Here is a 23,336-nt window from a genome sequence, read left to right as displayed (position 1 = left end):
GGAGCAGCGGCGCAGGCTGGTTGTGGATTAAAAGTTGTTAATATACAGGATTTGGGATCCATTCTTCATCAATTCTGATAATCATTTGATTTATGAAGCGGATGTACTAGTGCTTGGCGGTGGTCCTGCAGGTACGTGGGCTGCCTATACGGCTGCATCACTAGGCGTAAAAGTTGTACTCGTAGATAAAGGTTATTGTGGCAGCAGCGGAGCAACCGCCCCCTCTGGAACAAGTCTTTGGAATGTCCGATCAGACCTAAAAAAAGAGAAGAAGATATAGAGAAATTTATCGCAAGAGGGAATTCTCTCGCGAAGCGCAATTGGCTTGAAACATTATATGATCAGACAAAAACAGGAACTCAAAAGTTAGTCCAATTCGGCTATCCATTCCCAACTGATGAACCTGGAATTCCAATTTGCAGAAATTTGCAAGGGCCAGAGTATATGCGTCTTATGAGAAGAACCATCCAAAAAGCAGGGGTTAAAATATTTGATCGTTCTCCGGCTTTGGAACTGCTAGCAGATTTTTCTGGAGTTGGCGGGGCAATCGGCGTGAATTTGGATACTGGAGAAGATTGGATAGTAAAAGCAAAATCAGTTGTCATAGCCACAGGGGGATGCGCATTTTTAAGCAACGCACTTGGATGCAATGTACTGACGGGCGATGGCTATTTGATGGCTGTAGAAGCTGGAGCGGATCTATCAGGAATGGAATTTTCCAATGCCTATGGATTTTCAACCGATTTTTCTTCATGTACCAAAAATCTTCTGTATCACTGGGCGACTTTTTACAATGAGGACGGTTCTATCATAGAGAAAAGAGATAAACGATCGCTGTCGAAAATTTTGCAGGTAAATCCGATTTATGCCAAATTGGACAAAGCGACAGAAGATATTAAGGTTGCGATGAGATATGCACAGCCAAACTTTTTTTAGCCTTTGATCGGTTGGGTATTGATCCGTTTCAAGAGCGATTTCCGATTACACTCCGTGGCCGATCGCTGAGTATGAAAGGCTGTCCGTACGACAACGCTGTCGCTGAAGCCACCTACAAGATCATGAAAACAGAGTTTGTGAATCAGATGAATTTCCAGAGTCTTCGTCATCTGGAGTTGGAATTATACGATTACGTGAACTGGTTTAACAAGTATCGCATTCATGGAACCTTAGGCTATATGACGCCTGTTCAGTATCGCCAAGAAGCCCTTAAAAAAATTGTCTGATTTACTGTTGACAATCCAGCATTATAAAAAGTTGAAAAAAGTAAATCCTCTGACCATTCAATATTTAAAAAGTAATGATATCCGAGTTATTAGCGGTTCAATTAACGGGGGCTCTTTATTATATAGTAGGAAAAGACTCCGGAATCAATAATTTAAAAGATTTAGTCGGGAAAACCGTTTCCATCACAACCAAAGGCAGTACCGTGGAAACCCAACTTCGCATGCTTTTAAAACAGGAGGGCTTGGCTGTTACAAACGATGAAACGGGAGTACAAATCATTGCCCGCAACAAACTTTAGGAAAAGGAATTTGTTCGTTTTATGAGGGGATATCATCAGGGCAACTTCTAGAAGCGACATTGGAAAGCGTACGCCGATTATTAATTGCGTACCTGATTGCGATTTCGGTCGGTACGATGTTGGGTTTCTTGTTTTCCCGCTACCGTTTCTTGGACGAAACCTTAGGATTTATTGTCGCAGCTCTTCAGACAGTCCCCAGTATCGTTTGGCTGCCGTTTGCAATCATTTGGTTTGGACTTAATGATACTTCGGTTATTTTTATTACTGGTATCGGTGCAACCTGGACGATGGCGTTATCCAGTCGAACCGGATTTATCATTTCGCCTTTATATTTGCGGGATGCCCAAACTCTAGGTACCGGGAAAGGTTTCCGTTTGTTTTATCAGGTGCTTGTACCCGCGTCTTTTCCTCATCTGATGAACGGGGTACGACTCACGGCTTGGCGCAATCGAATTCGACAGGGTTGCCTCAAAGCAGCATTTCATAGTTGTCACCGCCTCGATGCCCAAACCGGTTTATCCGGATAGTTTGACCTTTCTTTTCTCGATGGTGCATGTGATGTGCCAGAAATACGCAGATAGCTTGCCGCTGCACAGGCAGGAGCAGCAGTTCGCCCGTGTGGGATATTACGTTGTCGCGGCAAAGGCGAACAGGCTGTTTATTGGAGCCCTTTATGCCATAGTCACGTCACATCCGGACTCTTGTCGTTTCACCTAATCTTTTTCCATCATACACTCACTCCCACTGTTGCTAGGTGGGGGTTATTTGACGTACACAGCGAAGCTGTAAGAACTGTAGTCCGCGAGAATACCGCCGAGGACAGGGGCGGCACTCCCGCCATGCCTAAAGAGATCTTTGCTTTTGTAGAGGACTGGACAGCCCCCAAAATGACTTGTATCCACGACTAGAACACCCGTTCCTATCTGGCTTCGTTTGCTTAACCATTGACCGACAAAGTCGGGTCTGGGGATCGACATCACGTATTTGGGCGGATGGGTAAAGGACCCATGTCCCTGTTTATCATCGATTTGGTACAGCCGCAGAGTGATCGCTTTCAATTCAACATTCCCTTGCCTTCTTTATCCTTAGCAGTAACTTCAATAAAGAACCTCCTTCTGCCAGGCGCCTTTCATCGGAGATAAAGGAAGTGCCGGCAGCTGTAACTCCTGTGCAGCGATGCTCAGATATCTGATATTATATGAAATCTCCATTTGGCTTTCTGGGGATGCGTTTTGACCCAGATGCGCTGTGGGGTCGAAGTAATTCATCATGTTCAGATCGTGTTGGTACAGGGCTGCATCCCATCGGATTTTTGAAATGGACAGGCGGATCACATCGGAAGGGAAACCGGTTTCGGCCGCGAAAATTTGTACTGCCTTATTCGGTTGCTCCCGGATCAACCGGTGGGCATGCAGATGCGCCTTTAAATAAGCGATGGTCAAATCCTCGTGGTCCAGTGACCAACGTTCGTCCGCCACCACAAAGGCTCTGAACCCTAAGCCCAGCTCATAATTGAAGATCGATTTTCCGATGTTTTGGTGATGAACGAGGCTTAAGAAGGGCTCCCACATGATCGATGCGCTGATCCTCCCTTGGCGCAAGCTTTCGATGCTGTCCTCGATAGAACGGTGAATGATCTTCCACTCATGCATACTGTGGGCTTCCAGCATTTTTCTTAACCGGTACTCTGCATTGGTGCGGAATGTCGTCGCTATGGGCAGAGCGGCAAGCTCGGATATGCTCTGCAGCGTCAAATAGGTTGGCACCACCATCCCGAATCCTTTGCCGTCTTCGGATTTCCCGCCAGCAGCAAGCAGAACCGGACGGAAGTCCGGCAATAATTTGCTGATGGTATGGCTGACTGCAAGGGCGTAATCCCCGAAGGTAGCAAGCTGTATTTGGCCCGCGACCATTCCTTTAACCAATTCCATCCCATCCTTGGCTTTGTGCCACTTGATCTCGATCCGGTTATGGGGACGGATGCGCTTGAGTTCGCCTTCAAGCAGTCGGAATTCCTTTATGATTAATGGGCTCCACATATGTGTTGACGCAGTGGTATAGCCGATGGTTAAGGATTCGTCTTCCGAGGAAGGGGGAGTCGAGTACCGCATTTGGCTTAGCTCCCTGTACCAGCGCAGTACCTCATTTCTATCGAAATATATTTCTTTGCCGATTTTTACGCTTGGCAGCTGCTTAAATTTGCGCCAGCGGTCAATGGTCGAGCGGCTAACATCCAATAGTTCCATAACCTCCAGGATATGAATTAAATTGAATTGCTCTTTAAGCATCTGACAACACCTCTTACCTGTAATATAATGGCAATTTTCTTCAATTTTGGTCAATGTTCTTTGATATTTGTCAAATGATTGACACAATGAAGTTTGAATCCTAGTATAACGATATGAATGCATGTATTTCAATCTTGTTTTGGAAGGAAGGGGGTGCCGCTGGCCGAATACGGATCATGCAGAACGGCTTCACAAATGGTTGAATGGTCAAAAAACGGGGGCTCGTTTATTTGATCTCACTCCTTATTCATCCGATCGACCGTGTGAAAATAAAATCATCCAATAATAGCTGACTGGAAAACCGGAGGCTAAGATTATCGCTGCGTGCCATATCAGTGGAGGTCGTGGATGTCTTAGCCTTCTATTTTGCAACCCCATTTAGGAAAGGAATCGACAATGACATGAACAAGAGAAAAAGTCAGCTGCATCTCACGGTATCCGTGCAGGGTGCCGGCTATCATCCGGGGAGCTGGCGTCATCCTAAAGCGGAAGCCGAGAAATTGCATGAATCGGCTTATTTCTACAGATTGGCACAAACGGCCGAGCGCGGAAAATTCGATCTGCTCTTCCTGGACCACACATCCATCGGCGAGCATTTACGCGCTGCGGGCAGAGAGCCCGGGCTGCTCCTGGAGCCGTTCACTTTGCTGGGAGCGCTGGCTTCGATCACAAAGCACATCGGACTGGGTGCTGCGATATCGACATCCGTTATGGAACCCTTCGCTGCTGCAAGACAACTGGCTGTCTTGGATCATCTCAGCGGGGGAAGAACGGCCTGGCTGGCGAGTACGGTAGAACACCTCGGGCCGAAGCGGCGTCTCGGGGGACCTCCCGAATTATCCGGCAGGGAGCTGATCGAACGGCAGCAAGAGTTTGTCGAAGTGGCAGGACGCCTTTGGGATAGTTGGGAAGAAGGGGCTGTTGTTATAGACAGGGAGCAGGGGCGCTATATCGACTCCGACAAAGTGCACTTGATCCATCACGTTGGGAAGCATTTTAGCGTACGGGGCCCTTTAAGTATACCTCGTCCGCCTCAGGGCCATCCTGTTCGGATCGGCTTGTGCTCCACCTCGGATAATTGGCAGGAGCCGGATTTCGACAGCATCGATATCCTGTTCAGTTCACAGTCTTTCATCGGGGACGCAGCCCATGCTTATGCGAGGGTAAAGAAACGCAGCTCCTTGCTGGGGCGATCCCCGGATAAATTGAAGGTGTTGACAACGGTGTTGCCGATATTGGGGGAAACCGAAGAAAAAGCCGGAAAAATAGCCTCCGAGTTCCGGGAGCTTATCGAACCGGAGGCTGGGCTTGCCATCTTATCCGATCTGCTGAATTCCGATTTGACGGGTTATCCTGTTGACGGTCCGCTGCCGGATATTCCCGGTTTGAGCAAGGCGATCAAAGCTGCGGGACTTGAGGGATTGAGCCTCCGCGAGCTCAGCCGCCGGATCCTGGAACTAAAAGGGACAAAGGTGTTTGTCGGCACTCCGGAGCAGCTGGCAGATTGGATGGAGGCGTGGTATCACGATTACGGCAGCGACGGATTTCATATTCAGCCTTCCGTTCTGCCGAGTGGACTTGAGGAGTTTGTCGAGCAGGTGATTCCGATCCTGCAGCATAGAGGCCTTTTCCGCACCGAATATACCGGGAAAACGCTGCGGGACCATCTGGGGCTTCCGATTCCGAAGAATGGGAGATTAAGAAAGGAGGGGTAACGATGGGAACTGCCAAAAAACAACTGCACCTGGGAGTCTTTCTTTTAAATACCGGCCAGCATATGGGAGGCTGGCGGCATCCGGAAACGATGGCCGATCGGATGCTTGATCTATCCTTCTATCAAGAATTCGCGAAGCTGGCGGAGAAAGGGAGGTTCGATACCATCCTGGTGCTGGAGCAAATCGCTATCGGTGAACGGAACGGCAAAGTCGTCGAGGAAAGGCCAATCCCCACGCCGGATACGGTGACCTTATTGTCCGTTATGGCGTCCGCAACAGAAAAAATCGGCTTAACGGGGACGGTATCCACGACTTACAACGATCCTTTCCATGTCGCTGCCAGATTGGCAACTCTGGATCACTTAAGCGGCGGCAGGGCGGGTTGGAATATGGTGACATCGCAGGATCCTCTGATCGCTTTCCAATTCAGCAAGGATGCTCATATGGACCACACCTTGCGGTATCGGCGTGCGAACGAATTCGTGGAGGTCGCCATGAAGTTCTGGGACAGCTGGGAAGATAACGCGTTGCTCGCCGCGCGAAGCAGCGGTCTTTACATAGATCCCGATAAAGTGCACGATATCCATCATTCAGGGACCTATTTCTCTCTAAGCGGCACTTCTTACATTCCGCGTCCGGTTCAGGGGCATCCTGTTCTTTTTCAGGCAGGGTCCTCGCGAAGCGGCCTGCAGTTTGCCGCCCAAAAAGCCGAAGTTGTCTTCACGGCTCAAGATAACCTTCAAGACGCCAAAGCCTATTATGCCGATTTGAAAGGAAGGCTGAAACGTTTTGGACGCCGGCCGGAGCAGCTTCATATTTTGCCTGGCCTCGCTCCGATGTTGGGATCTACGGAAGATGAGGCAAAAAAACGGATGGAGCATTTTAATGAGCTGATTTTGCCGGAGATCGCCGCAAAAATATTATCTGCAACGGTTGACGTGGACCTGTCGTCGTATCCGCTGGACAGCCCCTTCCCCTACTGGGAAATTGATCCGGAGGCCAATAACAGCAAGAAAAGCCGATTGCAGCTTTTGAAGGATTTGGCCCAACGCGAAGGGTTGACCATAAGGCAGATGAGCAAACACGTGATAGCCGCAGGCGGGCATCATACATTCTGTGGAACGCCGGAACAGCTGGCTGATCTCATGGAGGAATGGCTGGACCAGGGAGCGTGTGACGGTTTTAACATTATGCCGTCCCACTATCTTCGCGGGCTGGAGGAGTTTGTCGACCATGTTGTTCCGATCTTGCAAAAAAGGGGGCGGTACCGCAAGGACTATACCGGCAACACGCTGCGCGATCATCTGGGCTTGACTCCACCGCCCCATGGCTTGCCGGCGCTTCGACAAAGCACATTCATTTGATATGTAAATTCGGGAGGAATAATAACATGAAAACCATTCGTATTCACCTTATTTTAGCCGTGGTGCTCCTTATATTCTTGGCAGGCTGCGGGACAGCTGCGACCGTTTCGGAAGGCGGCCCGGGAAATGCCTCGGACCCAAACGCGTCTTCATCCTCCCCTAAGTCGGGTCCACAAGTGGTCAAAGTGGCTTTAAATTCCGTTCCAGTACCGTTATTCAGTTTTCTTGACGAGAACAATAAGCCGGCGGGTTTTATTATTGACTACTTGAGAGAGCTCGAGAAGAAGCTGCCGGAATATAAATTCGAGTACGAATCCGTAGATAATGAAGGCCAGTTGATTGGCACGGACTCCGGCAAATACGCTTTTGCGGCTAATTTCTGGTTCAAGAATCCGGAGCGGGAGAAAAAATATTTGTATCCGGAGCATGCTTTCGGATACGCGATTACAGCTTTGGTTGTGAGGCAGGACCGCAACGATATAAAAACTTTGGATGATTTGGTCGGCAAGAAATTAGTGCCGATGTCTCCGGTTTCCGGCTTCCGATACATTTTGAAGGACTATAATCTCAGGCACCCCGGCAAGGAGATCAAAATTGAGGATGTGGACAAAACGACGCACGCTGAAGATTTGAAGCTTGTTGACTCCGGCAGGTACGATGCCCACTTGATCAACGTTAATCAATTTGAAGACGTCATGAAGAAGCTCAATCTGAACGTGAAAATCGGCGGAGTGATTTCGAAAGAACCGGTATATTTTATATTCAACAAAAATCAGACGGAGCTTGCTCAAAAGGTGGATGCAAAAACCGTAGAGCTGATTGAGGACGGTACACTCTCAAAGTATTCGGAGCAATGGTTTAAAGTGGACGTCTTTAAAAGCCTGGAATATGTACAGCAAGGCTACAAGTTCCGGAAAGAATATTAAGGATGTACGGTACCGGTATGGACGCCATATGGAAGCAGGTCATTCAAATCGCCGGGAGGCTGCCTGTTACGTTGACGATGTTGATTTTATCGGTTCTGTTCGGTTTGTTGCTTGGGTTGATTATCGCCCTTGTCCGAATTCAAAAAAGAAAAATTCCGTATGCCATAGCTACGTTTTACTTGTCATTCATACGGTGTACTCCGACAATTGTCCAACTTTTTCTGATCTATTACGGGCTTCCCCAGCTGCTCATCCTTTTTGGGCTTGATGTGAACAATTGGGACAAAATCATCTTCGCGGTCATTGCTTTCTCGCTGCATAGTGCGGCCTTCTTCTCCGAAGTCATCCGCTCGTCCTACCTGGCGGTAGGCATCGGTCAACTGGAGGCCGCATACAGTATTGGCATGAGCCACGCCCAATCGCTTAGACGCATCGTTTTACCGCAAGCCTTCGGCATCGCGATCCCGAATTTGGGCAACAATGTCATTATTTTATTAAAAGAAACGTCACTGGCTTTCTCGATTGGGATTACGGATATTATGGGACAAGTTCAGATCATGGTCGGAAACAGCTATGGCCAACATATTTTTCAAATGTATATTCTGGTCGCATTGGTTTATTGGGTGATAAGCATTATCCTGGAGAAAGGTTTCGGGAGATTGGAGAGGAAGTATAAAAAGGGCCATGTCAGCATTGCGAAATAGGGAGGAAAGGAAGGAGGGCAATATTGGCTAATTTCAGCTTGGAATACGCCATTGAATATTTTCCTGAAGTATTAAAGGGTGTCCCCGCAACGCTGATGGTGGCGGTGATTTCCATGCTTATGGGCACACTCCTCGGACTTGTCATCGCCCTATGCAGAATGTATAAAGTGCCGATCCTGGATAAGCTGGCTGCGCTGTATGTTTCTTTTATCCGGGGAACCCCGCTGCTCGTGCAGATTTATGTCGTTTTTTATGGTACACCGCTTTTGATCGAGACACTGAACCGGGAATGGGGATGGCATTTGCCGATTCATGACATGTCTCCCCTTGCGTTTGCCTTCATTGCATTTACGATCAACTCGTCGGCATATCAGTCTGAAGTGATTCGCGGTGCGCTGATTTCAACGGATTCGGGGCAGATGGAGGCCGCGCTTTCCGTAGGGATGACGACAACGCAGGGATTATTAAGGATTATAGCTCCGCAGGCGTTTGTCGTCGCTCTCCCCAATCTGGGAAACATCTTTATCAATCTGATTAAAGGAACCTCGCTCGCATTTGCCATAAAGGTTCTCGAAATTATGGCCTATGCCAAAATTGTGGCCGGCGACAGCTACCGGTATCTGGAAATGTATTTTGATGCATCGATCATTTATTGGGTCATCTGTTGGACGTGCGAGAGGCTTTTTGCATGGCTGGAAAATAAATATAGCCGCCACGAAAGAAGGTTAACCGTATGAAAAAGAACATGATCACCATATCCAACATAAAAAAATCGTTCGGCCATAACCAGGTGCTCAAAGGCATCGATTTAAACGTGAGCAAAGGTGAAGTTGTCGTGATTATTGGTCCCAGCGGTTCGGGCAAAACGACGCTGCTGCGCTGCTTGAACTATCTGGAAAAGCCGGATGAGGGCAGCATCACCATCGGTGATTTTTCCATCGACTGCAAGCACGCGGGCAAAAAAGATATCTATCAGCTTCGTCGAAAGTCGGCTATGGTGTTTCAGCAGTACAATTTATTCAAGCATAAGAGCGCGCTGGAGAATGTGATGGAAGGCCTTGTGGTAGTTAAAAAGCTTCCAAAGGCAGAAGCCAGGGAAAGAAGCGTCGAGCTGTTGAAAAAGGTAGGGCTTGCGAATAAGCTGGATGCGTTCCCTTCACAATTATCCGGCGGACAGCAGCAGCGCGTGGGCATCGCCCGGGCGCTGGCGCTTAATCCTGACGTGATTTTGTTTGACGAGCCGACTTCTGCGCTGGACCCGGAGCTGGTCGGTGAGGTGCTGTCGGTCATTCGCAAAATCGCTAAGGAAGGAGTTACGATGATCATTGTTACCCATGAGATGGGCTTTGCGTTAGAGGTTGCCCATCACGTCATTTTTATGGACCAGGGCGTAATTGTTGAGGAAGGAAAGCCGCGCGAGCTGTTCAGCGATCCGAAAGAGGAACGTACCAGGCAATTCCTCAAGCGGATGCATCCGGAACTGAATGCGCTGAGCTATTCCATCTGAGAGGACATTCCCGGATTCTGGGCAAAGTCAGGTTTGCAGTGAACCTGGCTTTTGATCACCGAAGGGATACATATGAACGATAGAAAAGGAGCGTACCGAGATGTCGTATATTGTAGATTCACATTGGGTAAAGGATCAGATCGAACGTCTGGGGGAGAATTTGGTGCTTGCCGATTGCCGCTTTGTTCTAGGCCAATCCGAATCGGGAAGAAACGCTTATGCTGAAAGTCATTTACCCGGTGCCATCTATGTGGATCTGGAAAAGGATTTGTCCGCTCCGGTCGGGGAACATGGAGGACGGCATCCGCTGCCTGATCCGCAACTGCTCGCTGACCGTCTGGGTCAACTTGGCATCCGTTCTTCCTCCACTGTCGTTGCTTACGATGACCAGGGCGGAGCCATGGCCTCCAGACTATGGTGGGTACTGCATTATCTCGGGCATGATAAGGTGTCCGTGTTAAACGGCGGCTTTGCTCAATGGGTGAAGGACGGGTATGAAACCACAAAGGTGATACCGGACCCAACGCCCCGCACTTATGTACCCCAGATTCGGGAGGGACTATTATTGCATGCGGAGGATGTCAAAGCCAGACTTCATCGTCCAGGAACGATTTTGGTCGACTCGCGCGAGCCAAAACGTTATTTAGGATTGGAAGAACCGATCGATAAGGCGGCGGGACATATACCGGGAGCCGTTAACCTGTTTTGGAAGGAGGTGTTGACGACTCAGGGCCTATGGAAAAATGAGGAGGATCTGAAAGGTCATTTTGCTCAGCTTCCGTCTGACCGGGAAATCGTCGTATATTGCGGCTCAGGTGTAACCGCTTGCCCCAATGTACTCGCTTTGAAATCGGCAGGCTTTGCCAATGTAAAGCTGTATGCCGGCAGTTGGAGCGATTGGATTTCGTATGGGGAGAATCCGGTGGCGATAGGGGAAGAGTAAACGCCGAGAGGCCGCGTCGGACACGGGTTTGGGGGTTGTGACAGGTTGCCGAGAGGCAGGCTGTTGCGACCCTCTCTGGGCTTTTCTGTCAACAGCTTGCAAACAAGAAGCCTACGAAAGCAATTGCAGGAACCCCGGAGCCAGCCACAGTCCGGCAGTCGGGTCAGGTTGTTGTTGAATGGCATCATGAGCCTTGTTTCCGGCCATCCACAAACAGGCGCGGCGCAACCTTTCGTGCGGAGCAAGTGGACGACCACCTTTGGGAGCAATTCGCTTGGCCTTTCTTGGCGCAACTGGTATCCCACGGCTCGGCAGTATTGGCATCAGGAACGGACAGGTTCGGGGAAGTAGTCGCATCGGAATCGAAGCCGTCCGACCGTGCAAACCATCACGACCGGGAGCTGTTCGGGGCGGCGAGGTTCAGAGAAGGTCTTGTTGTGGTTGGCAAGTGTTGAAGGGATGACTCAGCCACAACCCCGGAAGGGTCAAAAGCGGAGCGGCTCCAAGAGCTAACGCAGTCTTACGTTCCAACACTCTTGAGCGTAAGCTTAAACAAGCCCCGCAGGGAGCGGTTGTCCTGTAACTACAAAGGTTGAAGAACTTACACTTTTTCTTTTTAAGCGTAAGGTTTCCGGCAATCGCTCTCCACGGCTCCGACTCACCAAACCTTACGCTCCGGGACAAATTCGGTACTCCGACCTACTGTAGAATTTGGTCAGGGTAGTTGTATCATTCGAATGGCTCCGGAGCGTAAGGACAGCCCTCCCAACGCCGCTCACTCCGGGCTTCGTGAACCTTACGCTTGTTTGCTGGGAGCGTAAGAATCATAAGCCGCGAACCTGGCTCGGAACCGCTCTTTCCGGGCTTCGCGTCACTCTTACGGTACTCGTGAGAGCCATGTAAGGACAGCAAAGGGGAGCAGCCTGAAAGCTACTCCCCCGTGAAAACTATTAATCTGGATATGGATTATCTGAAACTGTTCCGTTTCTGATAATTTTATAGTACTGATCGTCGTTAGCTATAATATGTTTATAGTTTGTAATATTTATGTTTATGCCATTCCCGTTTCTGTTCTCTTCCAACAAACCTAAGCAGATCACGGTTATTTTTTGCCCACTGACAATTGCACGATTTAGTACCCCTAAGAATGCCTCCATAGCAGCTCTCGTTGTTAACCTACTGTCAGCATAAAACGCAGGAGGGAAGTATGCGTCAATCTGCAAAGAATCATTTTTTAAACGAATGTAACCATAAGCCTCATCATTCTCTTCTACCACTTCTGCGTGGAGCGCCGTACCAACCACGCGTTTTCTTTGTCCAAGAAAATCTTTTGTAACAAAATTCGAATTTATACTTCCATATCTAATGTTTAATTCGGTCTGTCCAGTGCCCGCCAGTCCTCCGTCTATCGGTACAGGAACTTCTTGCTCGCCTGCGTTCACGACTCGTTTTGTTGTTCCAGGTTCTCGTTTCCTTTTGGGTCGAGGATTATTCGTATTCTTAAGATCACGGCTTTTATTAAGAAGAGTATTTAGAATCCAGTCGTCGGAAACTTCGCCATCAGTTGGAACGCCAATAAGTTTCTTTCTTGGAACCTCACCTTCGTAATTAGTATAATAAGGGCAATCAACTAAGTGCTTATCCCCTTGTCCATTCATTGCACTAAAGAATTTGGTACCATTCTTTCTCTCCGTGAATTTCATTTCTACTTCACAATTCTCCGTTATACAGAACAAATGATCGACATATTGGGATTGATACAATGTAGCATCCAGTTGTTCATAATAGACTTCTTCTTCCGTATCACCATCAACATAGAGCGCCCATTCTATCTTCATATTTCCACCTCAATTCTAGCAATTGTTACCTCAAGTGGCTACAATTAAATAATATCATAATTCAGAAATTTGTAAAATAATCTATACAAATGACGCTTGCAATAAAACTAAGTCGAAAAATCATGCCTTATGACCCATGTCTTTTGGCATTGAGTAATTCATCCAGCTTCTCCGCTGCCTCCTGCTGAAGCGTTGGGAACAAGTGCGAGTATCTATCGAGCGTTATCATGATTGACGAGTGTCCTAGCCGTTCCGAGACGGCTTTCGGATGTATTCCGGCCTTGAGCAGCAACGAGGCGTGCGTGTGGCGAAGGTCGTGCAGCCTGATCTTGGGCAATCCAGACTTCCGCAACAGGTCCAGCCACCGAGCTTCCAAGAAGTACGGGCTAACCGGGAAGCCGTTCCGCGTCTGTACAACCAAGCCTTGATCGTTGTATTCCGTTCCGTTCTTCTCGGCTTTTTTCCTATCTTCCTCCAACACAAGGCGATGCTTCTTGAGCGCCTCCACGGTTTGTTGCGGCAAAATGATCGTTCGGATGCCAGCGGCGGTCTTCGGCTCCTGCATAATATGGCCTACAACGCCGCGAGTATATGAGCGCCGTACCGATAGCCTCCCTGTTGTCAGGTCGATGTCCTCCCATTTGACACCGAGCACCTCGCCGCGACGCATTCCGGTTGTTGCCGCCAGTAAAAAGATAATGTGATAGCGACTGTTCTTCGTGAACTCCAGAAACTGCATCAATTCCTCATCCGTCCAAGTCTTTGTTTCACTCTTGGGTATCTGTGGAGGCTTCACCAGTTGTGTAACGTTCTTAACCAGCAACTCCCATTTCACAGCAGTTTCGAGCGCATCGTGCAGGACTTTATGAACGTGGGTGATTGTTTGCGGGGACAGACGCTTTTCTCCGCTTCCAAGCCGCTCGTACATACTCACCAAATGTTGCGGCGATAGGTTGACCATCTTGTGCTGCCCAAGCTGCGGAATGATATGATAGTTAACTAGCCACCGATAAGTTTTATATGTACCGGGGCGAATATTCATCTGCTTCTGCGCCAGCCATGACGTGAAGAATGTCGCTACATCATCTTTCGTTGGCTCAATATAGGTATCTGTATTTAGCTCGTGAAGAACCTTCTGGAGCGCCTTCTCTGCATCGGCTTTAGATTCGTAGCCTCCCTTACTCTTTTGTCGACGCTTACCTTCACTGTTCTTGCCCATTTCTACCACCCACGACCATTTGTTGCCGCGCTTACTTACACAACCACGCATTCCATCTACCTCCTACGTATACTCAAATTTGGCCGCAAAAAAGAGCCTTCCGCTTTGTGAAAAGCGAAAAGGCTCATATCTTTTGGCTACGGTTCTTGTTGGCTCACCTAAGCGGTCACCAACAACCGTTTAGGTCAGAACTAGACAATTCATGTGTTTTCGTTACGATGATTGCCTCACTCGCAGGCTGTGGCTGGGTTCAAACCCAAGCGGCTACCCTGTCTTGCTGTGGCATCCAAACCTAAACGGTCTGCCCCTGTAAAACCATTAAAACATGCAAATAATCCAGTCGTCAATTTCCATATTAAGTATCAAATTGGGATTTTTGTGGGAGAAGAATCGGAATCGAGTTTGTCAAGAGGGAGTGGATGAGCGGCGCGGGCGCTGTTCCCATGAAGTTGACAAAGTCGCACTCGATACCGTTTTTGTATAGTGAGACGGCGGAACTCTGTCAACCTATACAGCCGCGTAGGAGGTGGTCGGCTTGGAACCTATATAGCTCCATGCCCAACATCGAAAGGCTAAGCAACATGATTGCCAAGCGGTCTGGGTGTGCCAGAAAATGGGTGTGTAAAACTTGAGTGCCTAGCTAGCCAAGCCTAGCACTCCCGAAAGGAGGCGGTAACAATGGATACCTCTTAGAAAGCCACAGAGAGACACGTCGAACCGCGAATTCAGTGCGTCTCTCGCTAACTACAAGCAACTTTAATGTTTTATACCGTCATTTTACAGCAGCGCCTGACGGGAAACAATCCGTTGGAGACAATCGCGAGAGAAAGCAGGGAGACTGAATGAGTGCAGAAGACATACTGAACGAGGCTGAACAAGAAGAAGCAGCTTTAGTTGCACAAGCTGGCGCAGAACGATTTGTTGCAAACAAAGGCATATATTTGTATGTAGACTTTACCAGCAAAGGCGTAGACCTTCACCCAATAAGCAACTTTATGTTTGACAACACGCGCTTTGTCAGCGGTGATCGCGGCTTATTGGCTGATGTCAGAGTAAATGGCAAGTTAGTTAAATCGAGCGCCTTCTTCGATAAGACGAGCTTGACGACTGTAGATGCCTTTCGTAAGAAGCTCCCGGCAGAAGCTGATCTCTTGGTTGACCAGAAACAATTTGCTAAGTTCGTCAAGTTCCTTAAAGCTCCTGCCCGTAGTCAGCCCCATGTCAGTATGATTGATCAAACGGGACTGTACAAAGATACCAAGACGGGCGAATACTATTTCCTAATCTATGATACGCAAGAAGAGTTGCAACGACGGGCAGCGGAATTGCTTCAACGGTCTACTGTGAAGGGATATATGCGCCGGAAACCAAAGCTTTCATCAGACTCGACAGTGATAAGGAAAAGTTTAAGGGGGCAGCACGAACCTTACTAAACGAAGTGCCAAAAGTTTTGAAAGATAACAAGTCAACGATCACACTCGCTTGGAGCTTCGCAAGCCTCTTGAGCGAACTGTACTACGAGAACAAACTGAGCTTTCCGATTCTTTTCTTATACGGAGAGAAACAAGGCGGAAAATCTACCGTTGCCAAGATGATCGCTGCGGCACTCGGGTATAAATCGACAAGCGACGCCATCGCGTTTTCTTCAACAAATCAGCCATTTCAGATGGCGCTTGCTGCGACTAATGCCTTTGTTGTCGTATCGGAAGAGTTTGTTCTATTAAAGAACAGAGAAGGAAAGACGATAGCGATCCTCAAACATACTTATAACCGTGACAAACTGAAGCGTGGTGAGACGAACAAGCAAAACAGCGTGAGCCAGTTGAGTGCACCGTTGATTCTGCAGGGCAACACCTATATTGATAACGAAGCGGTAGCTGACCGTTGCCTCCCCGTCCACGTCCGGAAAGCAGACCGCTCCATGAAGCAGGCCGATGTTGCGAAGCTTATGCGGACAGACTTCAGCCACTTCCTGTATCCATATCTGTTGTACCTGATTGAGAAGCAAGACAAGTGGCACGAATGGTTCACGCGGGCAGAGGAAATTGTCGGTCGTACCGACGGAGACCAACGGGCGTATAGCGCAGCGAGTGCAGTCGTGTTCGGCATCTTGATGATGAACGACTTGGCGGAGCATGTTGGCGCAAACAAAATCAGCCCGGAAACGATCAACAAGATCATCGAAAGTATCATGGAGCAGCGGAGCCTATCCAACCCCGAAGAACCGTACATTCGTTTTTTTAAATTTGTGCAGGACAAGCACACAGACGAGAACGTGTCAAAGGAGAAGCAGACGCTACTGGATGGCAAGCGGTTTTGGCTGAACAAGACATACTGGGTGGAAAGGTTTCTTGAAGATGTGAAAAGCAAGGGACAGGAGACTGGGCAAGATGATCTGATCGCTAGTTTGGCTGAACAACCGTTTGTTGAAGGCGGCAAGGAAGGCATAGTAAAACATATGTACGGCAAGACTGTCAGAGCGATTGGCATTGACATTGAAGCGCTGGCAAAGCGAGTACCGGAGATTCGCGCAGAACTGTGGAACGATATTCGTTTGACCAATTCACGTGTAGGCGCGGAGCACGTGACAGAAGATTTGAAGGGACATCTGGAGCATCAATCAGGAATAGAGGTAGGCAAGAAAGAGGTACTGGATAAGCTAGAACAGATGAAGATTTGGCTGAATGAAGAGCAACTTCAAGCCTTCCAGAAACTCGGGTTCTTCAACGATTAGTTTTCACGGGGGAGTAGCTTTCAGGCTGCTCCCCTTTGCTGTCCTTACATGGCTCTCACGAGTACCGTAAGAGTGACGCGAAGCCCGGAAAGAGCGGTTCCGAGCCAGGTTCGCGGCTTATGATTCTTACGCTCCCAGCAAACAAGCGTAAGGTTCACGAAGCCCGGAGTGAGCGGCGTTGGGAGGGCTGTCCTTACGCTCCGGAGCCATTCGAATGATACAACTACCCTGACCAAATTCTACAGTAGGTCGGAGTACCGAATTTGTCCCGGAGCGTAAGGTTTGGTGAGTCGGAGCCGTGGAGAGCGATTGCCGGAAACCTTACGCTTAAAAAGAAAAAGTGTAAGTTCTTCAACCTTTGTAGTTACAGGACAACCGCTCCCTGCGGGGCTTGTTTAAGCTTACGCTCAAGAGTGTTGGAACGTAAGACTGCGTTAGCTCTTGGAGCCGCTCCGCTTTTGACCCTTCCGGGGTTGTGGCTGAGTCATCCCTTCAACACTTGCCAACCACAACAAGACCTTCTCTGAACCTCGCCGCCCCGAACAGCTCCCGGTCGTGATGGTTTGCACGGTCGGACGGCTTCGATTCCGATGCGACTACTTCCCCGAACCTGTCCGTTCCTGATGCCAATACTGCCGAGCCGTGGGATACCAGTTGCGCCAAGAAAGGCCAAGCGAATTGCTCCCAAAGGTGGTCGTCCACTTGCTCCGCACGAAAGGTTGCGCCGCGCCTGTTTGTGGATGGCCGGAAACAAGGCTCATGATGCCATTCAACAACAACCTGACCCGACTGCCGGACTGTGGCTGGCTCCGGGGTTCCTGCAATTGCTTTCGTAGGCTTCTTGTTTGCAAGCTGTTGACAGAAAAGCCCAGAGAGGGTCGCAACAGCCTGCCTCTCGGCAACCTGTCACAACCCCCAAACCCGTGTCCGACGCGGCCTCTCGGCGTTTACTCTTCCCCTATCGCCACCGGATTCTCCCCATACGAAATCCAATCGCTCCAGCTTCTTATCCCCCCAAGAACCCCTATTCTTGAATAGTTCCAAAACCAAAAAATAGGGGTTCCGATCAGCGCGGCGGGAATGCCTCGGAGGATATGCCAACGCTCATGTGCAAAGACCTCCCTTGGCTACGTTTGGGAGGACTTGTAGAGCAAGAGGCCCGTGGAGGACGGGGTTTGAGCGGAAATCCGGTTTGAGCCGGGGCAAGTCATCCACCAGTGGCTGGGTCAAGCCGAAAGGAACGCCAACAAAAGGCCAAGTAAAGCAAGGTAGCACCCGGAGGGGTGAATGGGCTGGGTTGTGGACGGATGGGGGCTTGTGGTTGAATTCTACCGACTCTCGCCGAAAACGTCGATCATCCCAATCTTGACAGGCCGACCAAGCAACTCGTACAATGCCCTATAAAATTAAAGGGCATGGTTCACCTGGATTTTATCTTTTCACGGGTTTGTCCCGCTGGAGGCTGTCTGTATTCTCGGTTGAGTTTACGGATCATCGCAGCCTCCTACAAAACAACAGAAAGCCGCCTTTCCTGCACTCAGGATTGGCGGCTTTCGCTACGTACGGTTACTTCGGCGCATACGTTTTGAAAATCTCTGACAAAACGTTTACCGCCATCTGGATTTCCTTCTCATCCCGGTTCAGCAGCAGGAAAAAGGCTTCTTGCAGGGTCTTTTCCTTCTCCGTCAGTGGTTTGTTATACTCTCGTACGTACCCGAACAACTCTCCTATGTCAACGCCTAGCGTTTCGGCTACTTTAGCGAGATTCGCCAGCGAAGCGTTTCGCTCTCCGCGTTCCAAGCCTCCGATATAAGAAAAGTGAAAACCAGCCTTTTCCCCCAATTCATCCTGTGACCAGCCGCGAGCTTTGCGAAGCTCCCGAATCTTCCCACCTACCAACTGCAAAACGGTATCCGACATATCATCACACTCCATTACTTCGAGTGTAGTGAACAGCCGGAAAAGGGGTAATATCTATATAAATATCGAAACTATTAATGATACTAATATACATATATTTAATGTATAATACTTTACGACAATGTTCTTGCCAAACAATACGAAAAAGCAAGAAAACAAAGATAATTGTCAGATAAATTTCCCGCATGTTTTAATGGACGGGAAAATCAGGACAAAAACAGGAGGGGTACAATTGAACGACAGAATGGAAGGGAAACCAAGGAAACACCTTATACTTTTGGGAACAACGGTACTTTTGGCGACCTCATTGCTTGTGGCTGGATGTGCGTCGAAGGAGGACAAAGCGCGGGATGACCTTGCGAAGTTATCATTATCCTATACACCTGACAGCTTTGTTCAAGCCGCCGCCAACAACGATCAAAAGGCATTGCAGCTATTTGTGGATGCCGGAATGATACCTGATACAAAGGATGTAGAGGACGAAACCGCGCTTATGATCGCTGCACAAAAGGGGAATATCGAAGCGGTTGATCTATTGCTCAAAGCAAAAGCCAACGTCAACGCCGCGAACAGCAGAGGAAAGACAGCCTTGAGCTACGCGGTTGAAGCCTCGCAATTATCGGTTGTGCAGAAGCTACTGGAAAACGGGGCAGACACGAGCTTGATGGCTGGTAACACTCCTTTACTCACGCTTGCCGTTCGCTCCGGAAACGTCGAGATCATCAAGTTACTTTTGGACAAGGGAGCCGATCCGAACAAACAACAAGGCGGAAGTTCGGCGCTCGTAGAGGCTGTGCAGGAAGGCTCGTCCGATGCAGTGAAACTGTTGCTGGATGCCAAGGCTGACCCGAACGTGAAAACGCCGGACGGAGAGAGTCTGCTGATCTATACGATCAAGAACAACCAGCCAGAAAACGCAAAACAACTCATCGAACATGGCGCGGATGTTACAGTCAAACTCGCCAATGGGGTTAGCCTGCTTACATTGGCAAAAGCGAGCGGCTTCACTGACATTGCCGAAGCGTTGGCAGCGAAAGGAGCAAAGGATGTTAGTCTGCTGACATATACAGTCGGTGCAAAAACAGAAGGGATCACCCTCCCCAAAACGCTGGAAAACAACACGTTGACCATCGGCGCTCACCAAAACCACCCGGACCCGCAAGTAACGTTTAACCTTGATGGGAATGCCAAGTCTTTCACGGCTGCGTTCGCCAGCGGGCGGCAGGATTTCGAGTCCGACTACAACGTAAAGCTGATTGTCGAAGGAGACGGAAAGAAGCTGTACGAGAGCGATTATCTTAGCATTAAATCAGCCCCGCAAAGCATTGATCTCGATGTGGGAGGCATCCAAAAGCTGACTTTCCGACTGCAAGCAGACAAGCTCTTTAGCGTTGTGGAGTCGAAGGGGGCTGTCCAAAACCCGACGATTTACTTGCCATAATTTGAGCGCCGACGAGGTACTTCTCTTGGCTTTAGGACGTGGGTAGCTATTGCTGCCCCTCTCCGGGTTTTGAAGCCAACGAAGTACCTCTTCCGCTTTTCGGAAGACTATTACTCGTCCCGATCTTCAAGCGGTCGGTTCTTCCCGGTCGCCTTGCTGTGCCGAAAGGACACCATCATTTTATGGATTTGTAGGTGAAGCAGTTCCGTCCGAAACTCCAGTTCCTTGTTGTGAACGAGCGTCAAAACGTCCTCAACGGTTAGCAAGTCGATCTTGTCACCGTGGCGATACAATTGTCCCAAGATGCCCCCTACACATTCCTCAAACGTTTGGACTTTTAAGAACAGCTTCGTTTCTTCTTCCTCAAGCCGAGAATATTCCTCAAACAGTTCCTCTCTCGTCCGTTCGGTCAACTCAATCACTCCCTTGCCGTGAAAAAAACGCCAGCCGACTCCCAACACGTGGGCATGGCTGACGTTCCGGTCGTTCAGTTGTTTTCCTGCTGTCTCTAGTAAAACATGCCAAAAATTCGGTTGTCAATTACCTGTGGGCAGAGGAACGGAGCAGAAAAACAGGGAGTTGTCGCGCCATACCATAGGTTCAGGTTGACGCGAAGCAAGGAGCGGCAGAGAAGAAAACCGGAGAGCGCTTATCGGCAACACGCTTGAAGAAGGTTCTTGGTCTTACAGCAGACTGACGCGACATCAACAAACTGGCTCCGAAAAAGAGTGAAGCCATCGCGTCAGTTCATTTTGTCGCTGTACATCGTTTGGGAAACCTGGCACGACGGCTTCACTCGTGTGGACAAGACCTGTTGTGAGTGCAGAAACGCAGACAACGTTTCAGCGGCATCGCTTGTGTTGTCGCGTACAGTTATCAAATAGATCGGCTTTCGGCCTCGCATCTTACTCCCCGAAGATATTTGGAACACGATCAGAAAAGCGATTTTACGAAAGCCTCCCAGATACCATACAAAGAATCGCGATTATTTATGGTTCGAGTATAGGTTGGCAGTGAGAATACTTCGGCTTGCTTGCCCGGCTCCAGCGACAGTCCCGGTTACACGCCGACGAGCGGACTGCTTTGCGCGTGTTGCTTTTGCAGGTCGCGTTGGTTCAACTGGAGGACGTATTTCCGAACCATACTCATGTCGTGGTGGCCGAGTATCTTTTGCAGCGAAAACGGGTCGCCGCCGTTCATGACATACAGCGTGGCAAAAGTGTGCCGGAACGTGTGCGGAGAGACGCGAACGCCGGTGATGCCTGCCTTTTCACCGTGCAAACGAATACGTTCATAGGCTTGGTTGTACGTCAGAGGCTTGCCGTTGTTCAAAAGGAATACCGCGGAGGGGCTGCGGCTAGCAAACTGCTCCCGGTTCTCTTCGATCAGTGTGGCGAGAAGTTCGGCGGTACGCTTGCTCATCGGTACAACCCGCGACTTGCCATTCTTGGCAACGCTGGCGCGGACGGTGATCGTTTTGTTGGCAATGTTCAAGTCGTCCACGGTCAGGTTCAGCGCTTCGTTGATCCGAAGTCCGGTATCGAAAAGCAAGGTGAGCAGAACATAGTCACGAAAGCCAAGGTACTCTCGCTGATTCGGTGCAGCAAGCAGTTGCAACACTTGCTCCTTCTCGAAAGCTCCGATGGTGTCCTCTGCATCCTTTTGCAACTTGACACGGGAAGCAAGGTCGGCTTGCAGGTATCCTTCGTCGTGGAGGAACCGAAGGAAGCACTTGAGCGTCCGGGTGCGTATGTTCACTGTTGCGGGGGACAAACCTTTAACGGTGTTGTGGCTTTGCAGCGTCGGGTGTCCTGTGTACAAGGTTTGCTCCGTCAGCATGTGCCCGACGTACTGGCGAACGTGGTCAGCGGTCATTTCATCCAGCTTGAGCGTCGGATACTGATCGACCAACCAACGTTGTAGGTAGCGATAGTGGCTTTCGTGGTCATTCAACGTCCTAGGCTTCAAACCTTCCGTTTTCTTGGCAAAAAGAAACTTGTCGAAGTAATAATCGAGTGGGTGGTGCAAGGTGATTGCGGCGGAAGTCAACCGTTCGCGTGTCGCTGATACTGCGGACATATTAATCTCTCCCTTCAAAATGGATGCAAAAAAAGCCGCCAGAACATTGGCGGCTTAGCAAATTATAAAACCGGATTGTTGAAACACACAATAGAGTCGTTCTCTTCATAAATGATATACAGTGGCACAATCATATTTATCAGTATTACAGAGAAGTTATCGAATAGTATTAATTACTCTGTTCTTCCAGTTGCCACGGTGGGTAATTCGAACAAAATTCCTATGGGCGCTGTTCAATAGCTCTGTTCTACTTAGCTTGCTTAATTCCTTCCAATTTTCAAACAGAATATATATTGCATTTCCATATCGAACATTTTCCAACAGAACGAGATCCTCTTTTAGCATAGCCCCAATGTATTGGCTAAACTTGCTTTCACCAACGATGTACTGAGTCGGGTTCAGGGATTCAAAAAAGTTAACCCTATCGGCAATAATCTCTTGAAGTTCTTTAGAGGGAGCTCTGAATTTCGATATTAAATATGCAATGTTTCGTTCAATATTTTGCTCCCCAGGAGGGAATATCTCCCAGTTTACATGCAAGGTATTTATATAATCTTCGTTGGTTGCATCTGCTTCAAAAATGTTGCACACACCAGTATTCTCTTGTAAAAGGTTGCAGTGGAAAAGTAAATCCTCTTCGTAAGTAGAGCTGTGTCTGTCAATATATTGATCTAGACTAAACTTGACAGTAGCAGAAGACTCGTCACTTTCTAGTATTTCAACCAATAGGTGTATTTCTCGGGGGAACCAATGCGTCCGCTGAAATACAGGGCGAGTCCACGACATATCATGAGATCCCTTGCTCCAATCTCCAAAGTTAGGCACTTCAACTGAATAGGATTTATCAACTTTAGGGAGATCTCGGCGAATGATAGTTCGTCCATTAATATTGTAGTTTGAGTACCTTCCAACAGATTGTTTAGGAAGTATTGGTGATGCAATATTAATTTCATCATTTGAGACTGTTATACCGACATGCTGATATAAGTTATTTTGAATATCAGCCATTGCGACCTTTTTAACACTACTTACAAGCTGCGTATCTGATTGCAGTTCTTTTGATTTAACCAAAATGCTATCAGGGGTCTTAAGGAAATTCTTTTTCCAAGGAAATTTGATGATAATCACGACCTTTT

The 23,336-nt window shown here is 48.8% G+C and carries 24 protein-coding genes and 1 pseudogene; 16 read left to right on the top strand and 9 right to left on the bottom strand.

Annotated features, from left to right (window positions below; translation table 11 throughout):
• Nucleotides 1–109: 109 nt before the first annotated feature.
• The 5 genes and pseudogenes from IJ22_RS27065 (at nucleotide 110) to IJ22_RS14765 (ending at nucleotide 2,049) form a co-directional block, all read left to right on the top strand.
• A complete protein-coding gene (locus tag IJ22_RS27065) occupies nucleotides 110–280 on the top strand; it encodes an FAD-binding protein (protein WP_307722574.1) in 171 nt (56 codons plus the stop codon).
• Complete coding sequence (locus IJ22_RS14780) at nucleotides 238–936, top strand: FAD-dependent oxidoreductase (protein WP_062409369.1); 699 nt, start codon at nucleotides 238–240, stop codon at nucleotides 934–936. The genes IJ22_RS27065 and IJ22_RS14780 overlap by 43 nt, the downstream gene beginning before the upstream one ends.
• A 17-nt stretch (nucleotides 937–953) precedes the next feature.
• Nucleotides 954–1,223 (top strand): annotated as a pseudogene (locus IJ22_RS14775) (IS3 family transposase); the annotation flags it as partial.
• A 74-nt stretch (nucleotides 1,224–1,297) separates the two neighbouring features.
• A complete protein-coding gene (locus IJ22_RS14770; protein WP_054818904.1) occupies nucleotides 1,298–1,522 on the top strand; it encodes an ABC transporter substrate-binding protein in 225 nt (74 codons plus the stop codon).
• A 59-nt stretch (nucleotides 1,523–1,581) separates the two neighbouring features.
• Nucleotides 1,582–2,049, top strand: coding sequence for an ABC transporter permease (locus tag IJ22_RS14765; protein WP_062409368.1), 468 nt, complete (start codon nucleotides 1,582–1,584; stop codon nucleotides 2,047–2,049).
• A 234-nt stretch (nucleotides 2,050–2,283) separates the two neighbouring features.
• On the opposite strand, the gene IJ22_RS14760 is transcribed toward IJ22_RS14765, so the two are convergent.
• Complete coding sequence (locus IJ22_RS14760; RefSeq protein ID WP_062409367.1) at nucleotides 2,284–2,580, bottom strand: hypothetical protein; 297 nt, start codon at nucleotides 2,578–2,580, stop codon at nucleotides 2,284–2,286.
• A 39-nt stretch (nucleotides 2,581–2,619) separates the two neighbouring features.
• Nucleotides 2,620–3,810, bottom strand: a complete 1,191-nt coding sequence (locus tag IJ22_RS14755; RefSeq protein WP_062409366.1) for a helix-turn-helix domain-containing protein — start codon at nucleotides 3,808–3,810, stop codon at nucleotides 2,620–2,622.
• Between the two features lie 401 nt (nucleotides 3,811–4,211).
• On the opposite strand from IJ22_RS14755, the gene IJ22_RS14750 reads away from it, so the two are divergent.
• The 8 genes from IJ22_RS14750 (at nucleotide 4,212) to IJ22_RS26080 (ending at nucleotide 11,424) form a co-directional block, all read left to right on the top strand.
• On the top strand, nucleotides 4,212–5,525 hold the full coding sequence (locus tag IJ22_RS14750) for an NtaA/DmoA family FMN-dependent monooxygenase (protein WP_062409365.1): 1,314 nt from the start codon (nucleotides 4,212–4,214) through the stop codon (nucleotides 5,523–5,525).
• 2 nt (nucleotides 5,526–5,527) lie between these two features.
• Nucleotides 5,528–6,889, top strand: a complete 1,362-nt coding sequence (locus IJ22_RS14745) for an LLM class flavin-dependent oxidoreductase (RefSeq protein WP_062409364.1) — start codon at nucleotides 5,528–5,530, stop codon at nucleotides 6,887–6,889.
• Between the two features lie 26 nt (nucleotides 6,890–6,915).
• Entirely contained in the window at nucleotides 6,916–7,815 is a 900-nt protein-coding gene (locus IJ22_RS14740) for a transporter substrate-binding domain-containing protein (RefSeq protein WP_062409363.1), read from the top strand.
• Nucleotides 7,816–7,832: 17 nt separating this feature from the next.
• Complete coding sequence (locus tag IJ22_RS14735) at nucleotides 7,833–8,519, top strand: amino acid ABC transporter permease (RefSeq protein WP_235594139.1); 687 nt, start codon at nucleotides 7,833–7,835, stop codon at nucleotides 8,517–8,519.
• 23 nt (nucleotides 8,520–8,542) lie between these two features.
• Nucleotides 8,543–9,256, top strand: a complete 714-nt coding sequence (locus IJ22_RS14730) for an amino acid ABC transporter permease (RefSeq protein ID WP_062409362.1) — start codon at nucleotides 8,543–8,545, stop codon at nucleotides 9,254–9,256.
• Between the two features lie 8 nt (nucleotides 9,257–9,264).
• Nucleotides 9,265–10,026 carry an amino acid ABC transporter ATP-binding protein gene (locus IJ22_RS14725; protein ID WP_062411002.1) on the top strand — a complete coding sequence of 254 codons (762 nt, stop codon included), beginning with the start codon at nucleotides 9,265–9,267 and terminating at the stop codon, nucleotides 10,024–10,026.
• Between the two features lie 100 nt (nucleotides 10,027–10,126).
• Nucleotides 10,127–10,969, top strand: a complete 843-nt coding sequence (locus IJ22_RS14720; RefSeq protein ID WP_062409361.1) for a sulfurtransferase — start codon at nucleotides 10,127–10,129, stop codon at nucleotides 10,967–10,969.
• A 245-nt stretch (nucleotides 10,970–11,214) separates the two neighbouring features.
• The gene (locus IJ22_RS26080; protein ID WP_145862539.1) at nucleotides 11,215–11,424 is read left to right on the top strand and encodes a hypothetical protein; all 210 of its coding nucleotides are present in this window, start codon (nucleotides 11,215–11,217) and stop codon (nucleotides 11,422–11,424) included.
• 495 nt (nucleotides 11,425–11,919) lie between these two features.
• Here IJ22_RS26080 and IJ22_RS14715 read toward each other — a convergent pair whose 3' ends face one another.
• Both IJ22_RS14715 and IJ22_RS14710 read right to left on the bottom strand, forming a co-directional pair.
• A complete protein-coding gene (locus tag IJ22_RS14715; RefSeq protein ID WP_062409360.1) occupies nucleotides 11,920–12,807 on the bottom strand; it encodes a hypothetical protein in 888 nt (295 codons plus the stop codon).
• Nucleotides 12,808–12,934: 127 nt separating this feature from the next.
• A complete protein-coding gene (locus IJ22_RS14710) occupies nucleotides 12,935–14,077 on the bottom strand; it encodes a site-specific integrase (protein WP_062409359.1) in 1,143 nt (380 codons plus the stop codon).
• Between the two features lie 791 nt (nucleotides 14,078–14,868).
• Between IJ22_RS14710 and IJ22_RS14705 the strand changes: the two genes are divergently transcribed.
• Both IJ22_RS14705 and IJ22_RS14700 read left to right on the top strand, forming a co-directional pair.
• Nucleotides 14,869–15,459 (top strand): hypothetical protein, encoded by a 591-nt coding sequence (locus IJ22_RS14705; RefSeq protein ID WP_062409358.1) that lies wholly within the window; start codon nucleotides 14,869–14,871, stop codon nucleotides 15,457–15,459.
• Between the two features lie 68 nt (nucleotides 15,460–15,527).
• The gene (locus IJ22_RS14700; RefSeq protein ID WP_145862540.1) at nucleotides 15,528–16,760 is read left to right on the top strand and encodes a hypothetical protein; all 1,233 of its coding nucleotides are present in this window, start codon (nucleotides 15,528–15,530) and stop codon (nucleotides 16,758–16,760) included.
• Between the two features lie 492 nt (nucleotides 16,761–17,252).
• Here the strand turns inward: IJ22_RS14700 and IJ22_RS26075 are convergent, their stop codons facing one another.
• Both IJ22_RS26075 and IJ22_RS14695 read right to left on the bottom strand, forming a co-directional pair.
• Nucleotides 17,253–17,462 carry a hypothetical protein gene (locus IJ22_RS26075; protein ID WP_145862539.1) on the bottom strand — a complete coding sequence of 70 codons (210 nt, stop codon included), beginning with the start codon at nucleotides 17,460–17,462 and terminating at the stop codon, nucleotides 17,253–17,255.
• Between the two features lie 864 nt (nucleotides 17,463–18,326).
• Nucleotides 18,327–18,680, bottom strand: a complete 354-nt coding sequence (locus IJ22_RS14695; RefSeq protein WP_062409356.1) for a helix-turn-helix domain-containing protein — start codon at nucleotides 18,678–18,680, stop codon at nucleotides 18,327–18,329.
• Nucleotides 18,681–18,912: 232 nt separating this feature from the next.
• Here IJ22_RS14695 and IJ22_RS14690 point away from each other — a divergent pair, with 232 nt between their 5' ends.
• The gene (locus tag IJ22_RS14690; RefSeq protein ID WP_062409355.1) at nucleotides 18,913–20,121 is read left to right on the top strand and encodes an ankyrin repeat domain-containing protein; all 1,209 of its coding nucleotides are present in this window, start codon (nucleotides 18,913–18,915) and stop codon (nucleotides 20,119–20,121) included.
• Nucleotides 20,122–20,231: 110 nt separating this feature from the next.
• Here IJ22_RS14690 and IJ22_RS14685 read toward each other — a convergent pair whose 3' ends face one another.
• From IJ22_RS14685 to IJ22_RS14675, 3 genes are all read right to left on the bottom strand, one after another.
• Entirely contained in the window at nucleotides 20,232–20,534 is a 303-nt protein-coding gene (locus tag IJ22_RS14685) for a hypothetical protein (RefSeq protein ID WP_145862538.1), read from the bottom strand.
• Between the two features lie 646 nt (nucleotides 20,535–21,180).
• Nucleotides 21,181–22,200 carry a tyrosine-type recombinase/integrase gene (locus IJ22_RS14680; RefSeq protein WP_062409353.1) on the bottom strand — a complete coding sequence of 340 codons (1,020 nt, stop codon included), beginning with the start codon at nucleotides 22,198–22,200 and terminating at the stop codon, nucleotides 21,181–21,183.
• 156 nt (nucleotides 22,201–22,356) lie between these two features.
• Entirely contained in the window at nucleotides 22,357–23,328 is a 972-nt protein-coding gene (locus IJ22_RS14675; RefSeq protein WP_062409352.1) for a hypothetical protein, read from the bottom strand.
• Between the last annotated feature and the right edge of the window lie 8 nt (nucleotides 23,329–23,336).

This window comes from Paenibacillus naphthalenovorans, assembly GCF_001465255.1.
In the GTDB taxonomy this organism is placed as follows: Bacteria; Bacillota; Bacilli; order Paenibacillales; family NBRC-103111; genus Paenibacillus_G; species Paenibacillus_G naphthalenovorans.
The sequence above is the reverse complement of the archived record's forward strand: the minus strand, read 5'-3'. Positions and strand labels throughout refer to the sequence as shown.

Bases quoted from the DNA above. Each gene is read 5' to 3' on its own strand.
- IJ22_RS14770 (WP_054818904.1), top strand. From the start codon at position 1,298: ATGATATCCGAGTTATTAGCGGTTCAATTAACGGGGGCTCTTTATTAT.
- IJ22_RS14755 (WP_062409366.1), bottom strand. From the start codon at position 3,810: ATGCTTAAAGAGCAATTCAATTTAATTCATATCCTGGAGGTTATGGAA.
- IJ22_RS14750 (WP_062409365.1), top strand. From the start codon at position 4,212: ATGAACAAGAGAAAAAGTCAGCTGCATCTCACGGTATCCGTGCAGGGT.
- IJ22_RS14745 (WP_062409364.1), top strand. From the start codon at position 5,528: ATGGGAACTGCCAAAAAACAACTGCACCTGGGAGTCTTTCTTTTAAAT.
- IJ22_RS14740 (WP_062409363.1), top strand. From the start codon at position 6,916: ATGAAAACCATTCGTATTCACCTTATTTTAGCCGTGGTGCTCCTTATA.
- IJ22_RS14735 (WP_235594139.1), top strand. From the start codon at position 7,833: ATGGACGCCATATGGAAGCAGGTCATTCAAATCGCCGGGAGGCTGCCT.
- IJ22_RS14725 (WP_062411002.1), top strand. From the start codon at position 9,265: ATGATCACCATATCCAACATAAAAAAATCGTTCGGCCATAACCAGGTG.
- IJ22_RS14720 (WP_062409361.1), top strand. From the start codon at position 10,127: ATGTCGTATATTGTAGATTCACATTGGGTAAAGGATCAGATCGAACGT.
- IJ22_RS14715 (WP_062409360.1), bottom strand. From the start codon at position 12,807: ATGAAGATAGAATGGGCGCTCTATGTTGATGGTGATACGGAAGAAGAA.
- IJ22_RS14710 (WP_062409359.1), bottom strand. From the start codon at position 14,077: ATGCGTGGTTGTGTAAGTAAGCGCGGCAACAAATGGTCGTGGGTGGTA.
- IJ22_RS14705 (WP_062409358.1), top strand. From the start codon at position 14,869: ATGAGTGCAGAAGACATACTGAACGAGGCTGAACAAGAAGAAGCAGCT.
- IJ22_RS14695 (WP_062409356.1), bottom strand. From the start codon at position 18,680: ATGTCGGATACCGTTTTGCAGTTGGTAGGTGGGAAGATTCGGGAGCTT.
- IJ22_RS14680 (WP_062409353.1), bottom strand. From the start codon at position 22,200: ATGTCCGCAGTATCAGCGACACGCGAACGGTTGACTTCCGCCGCAATC.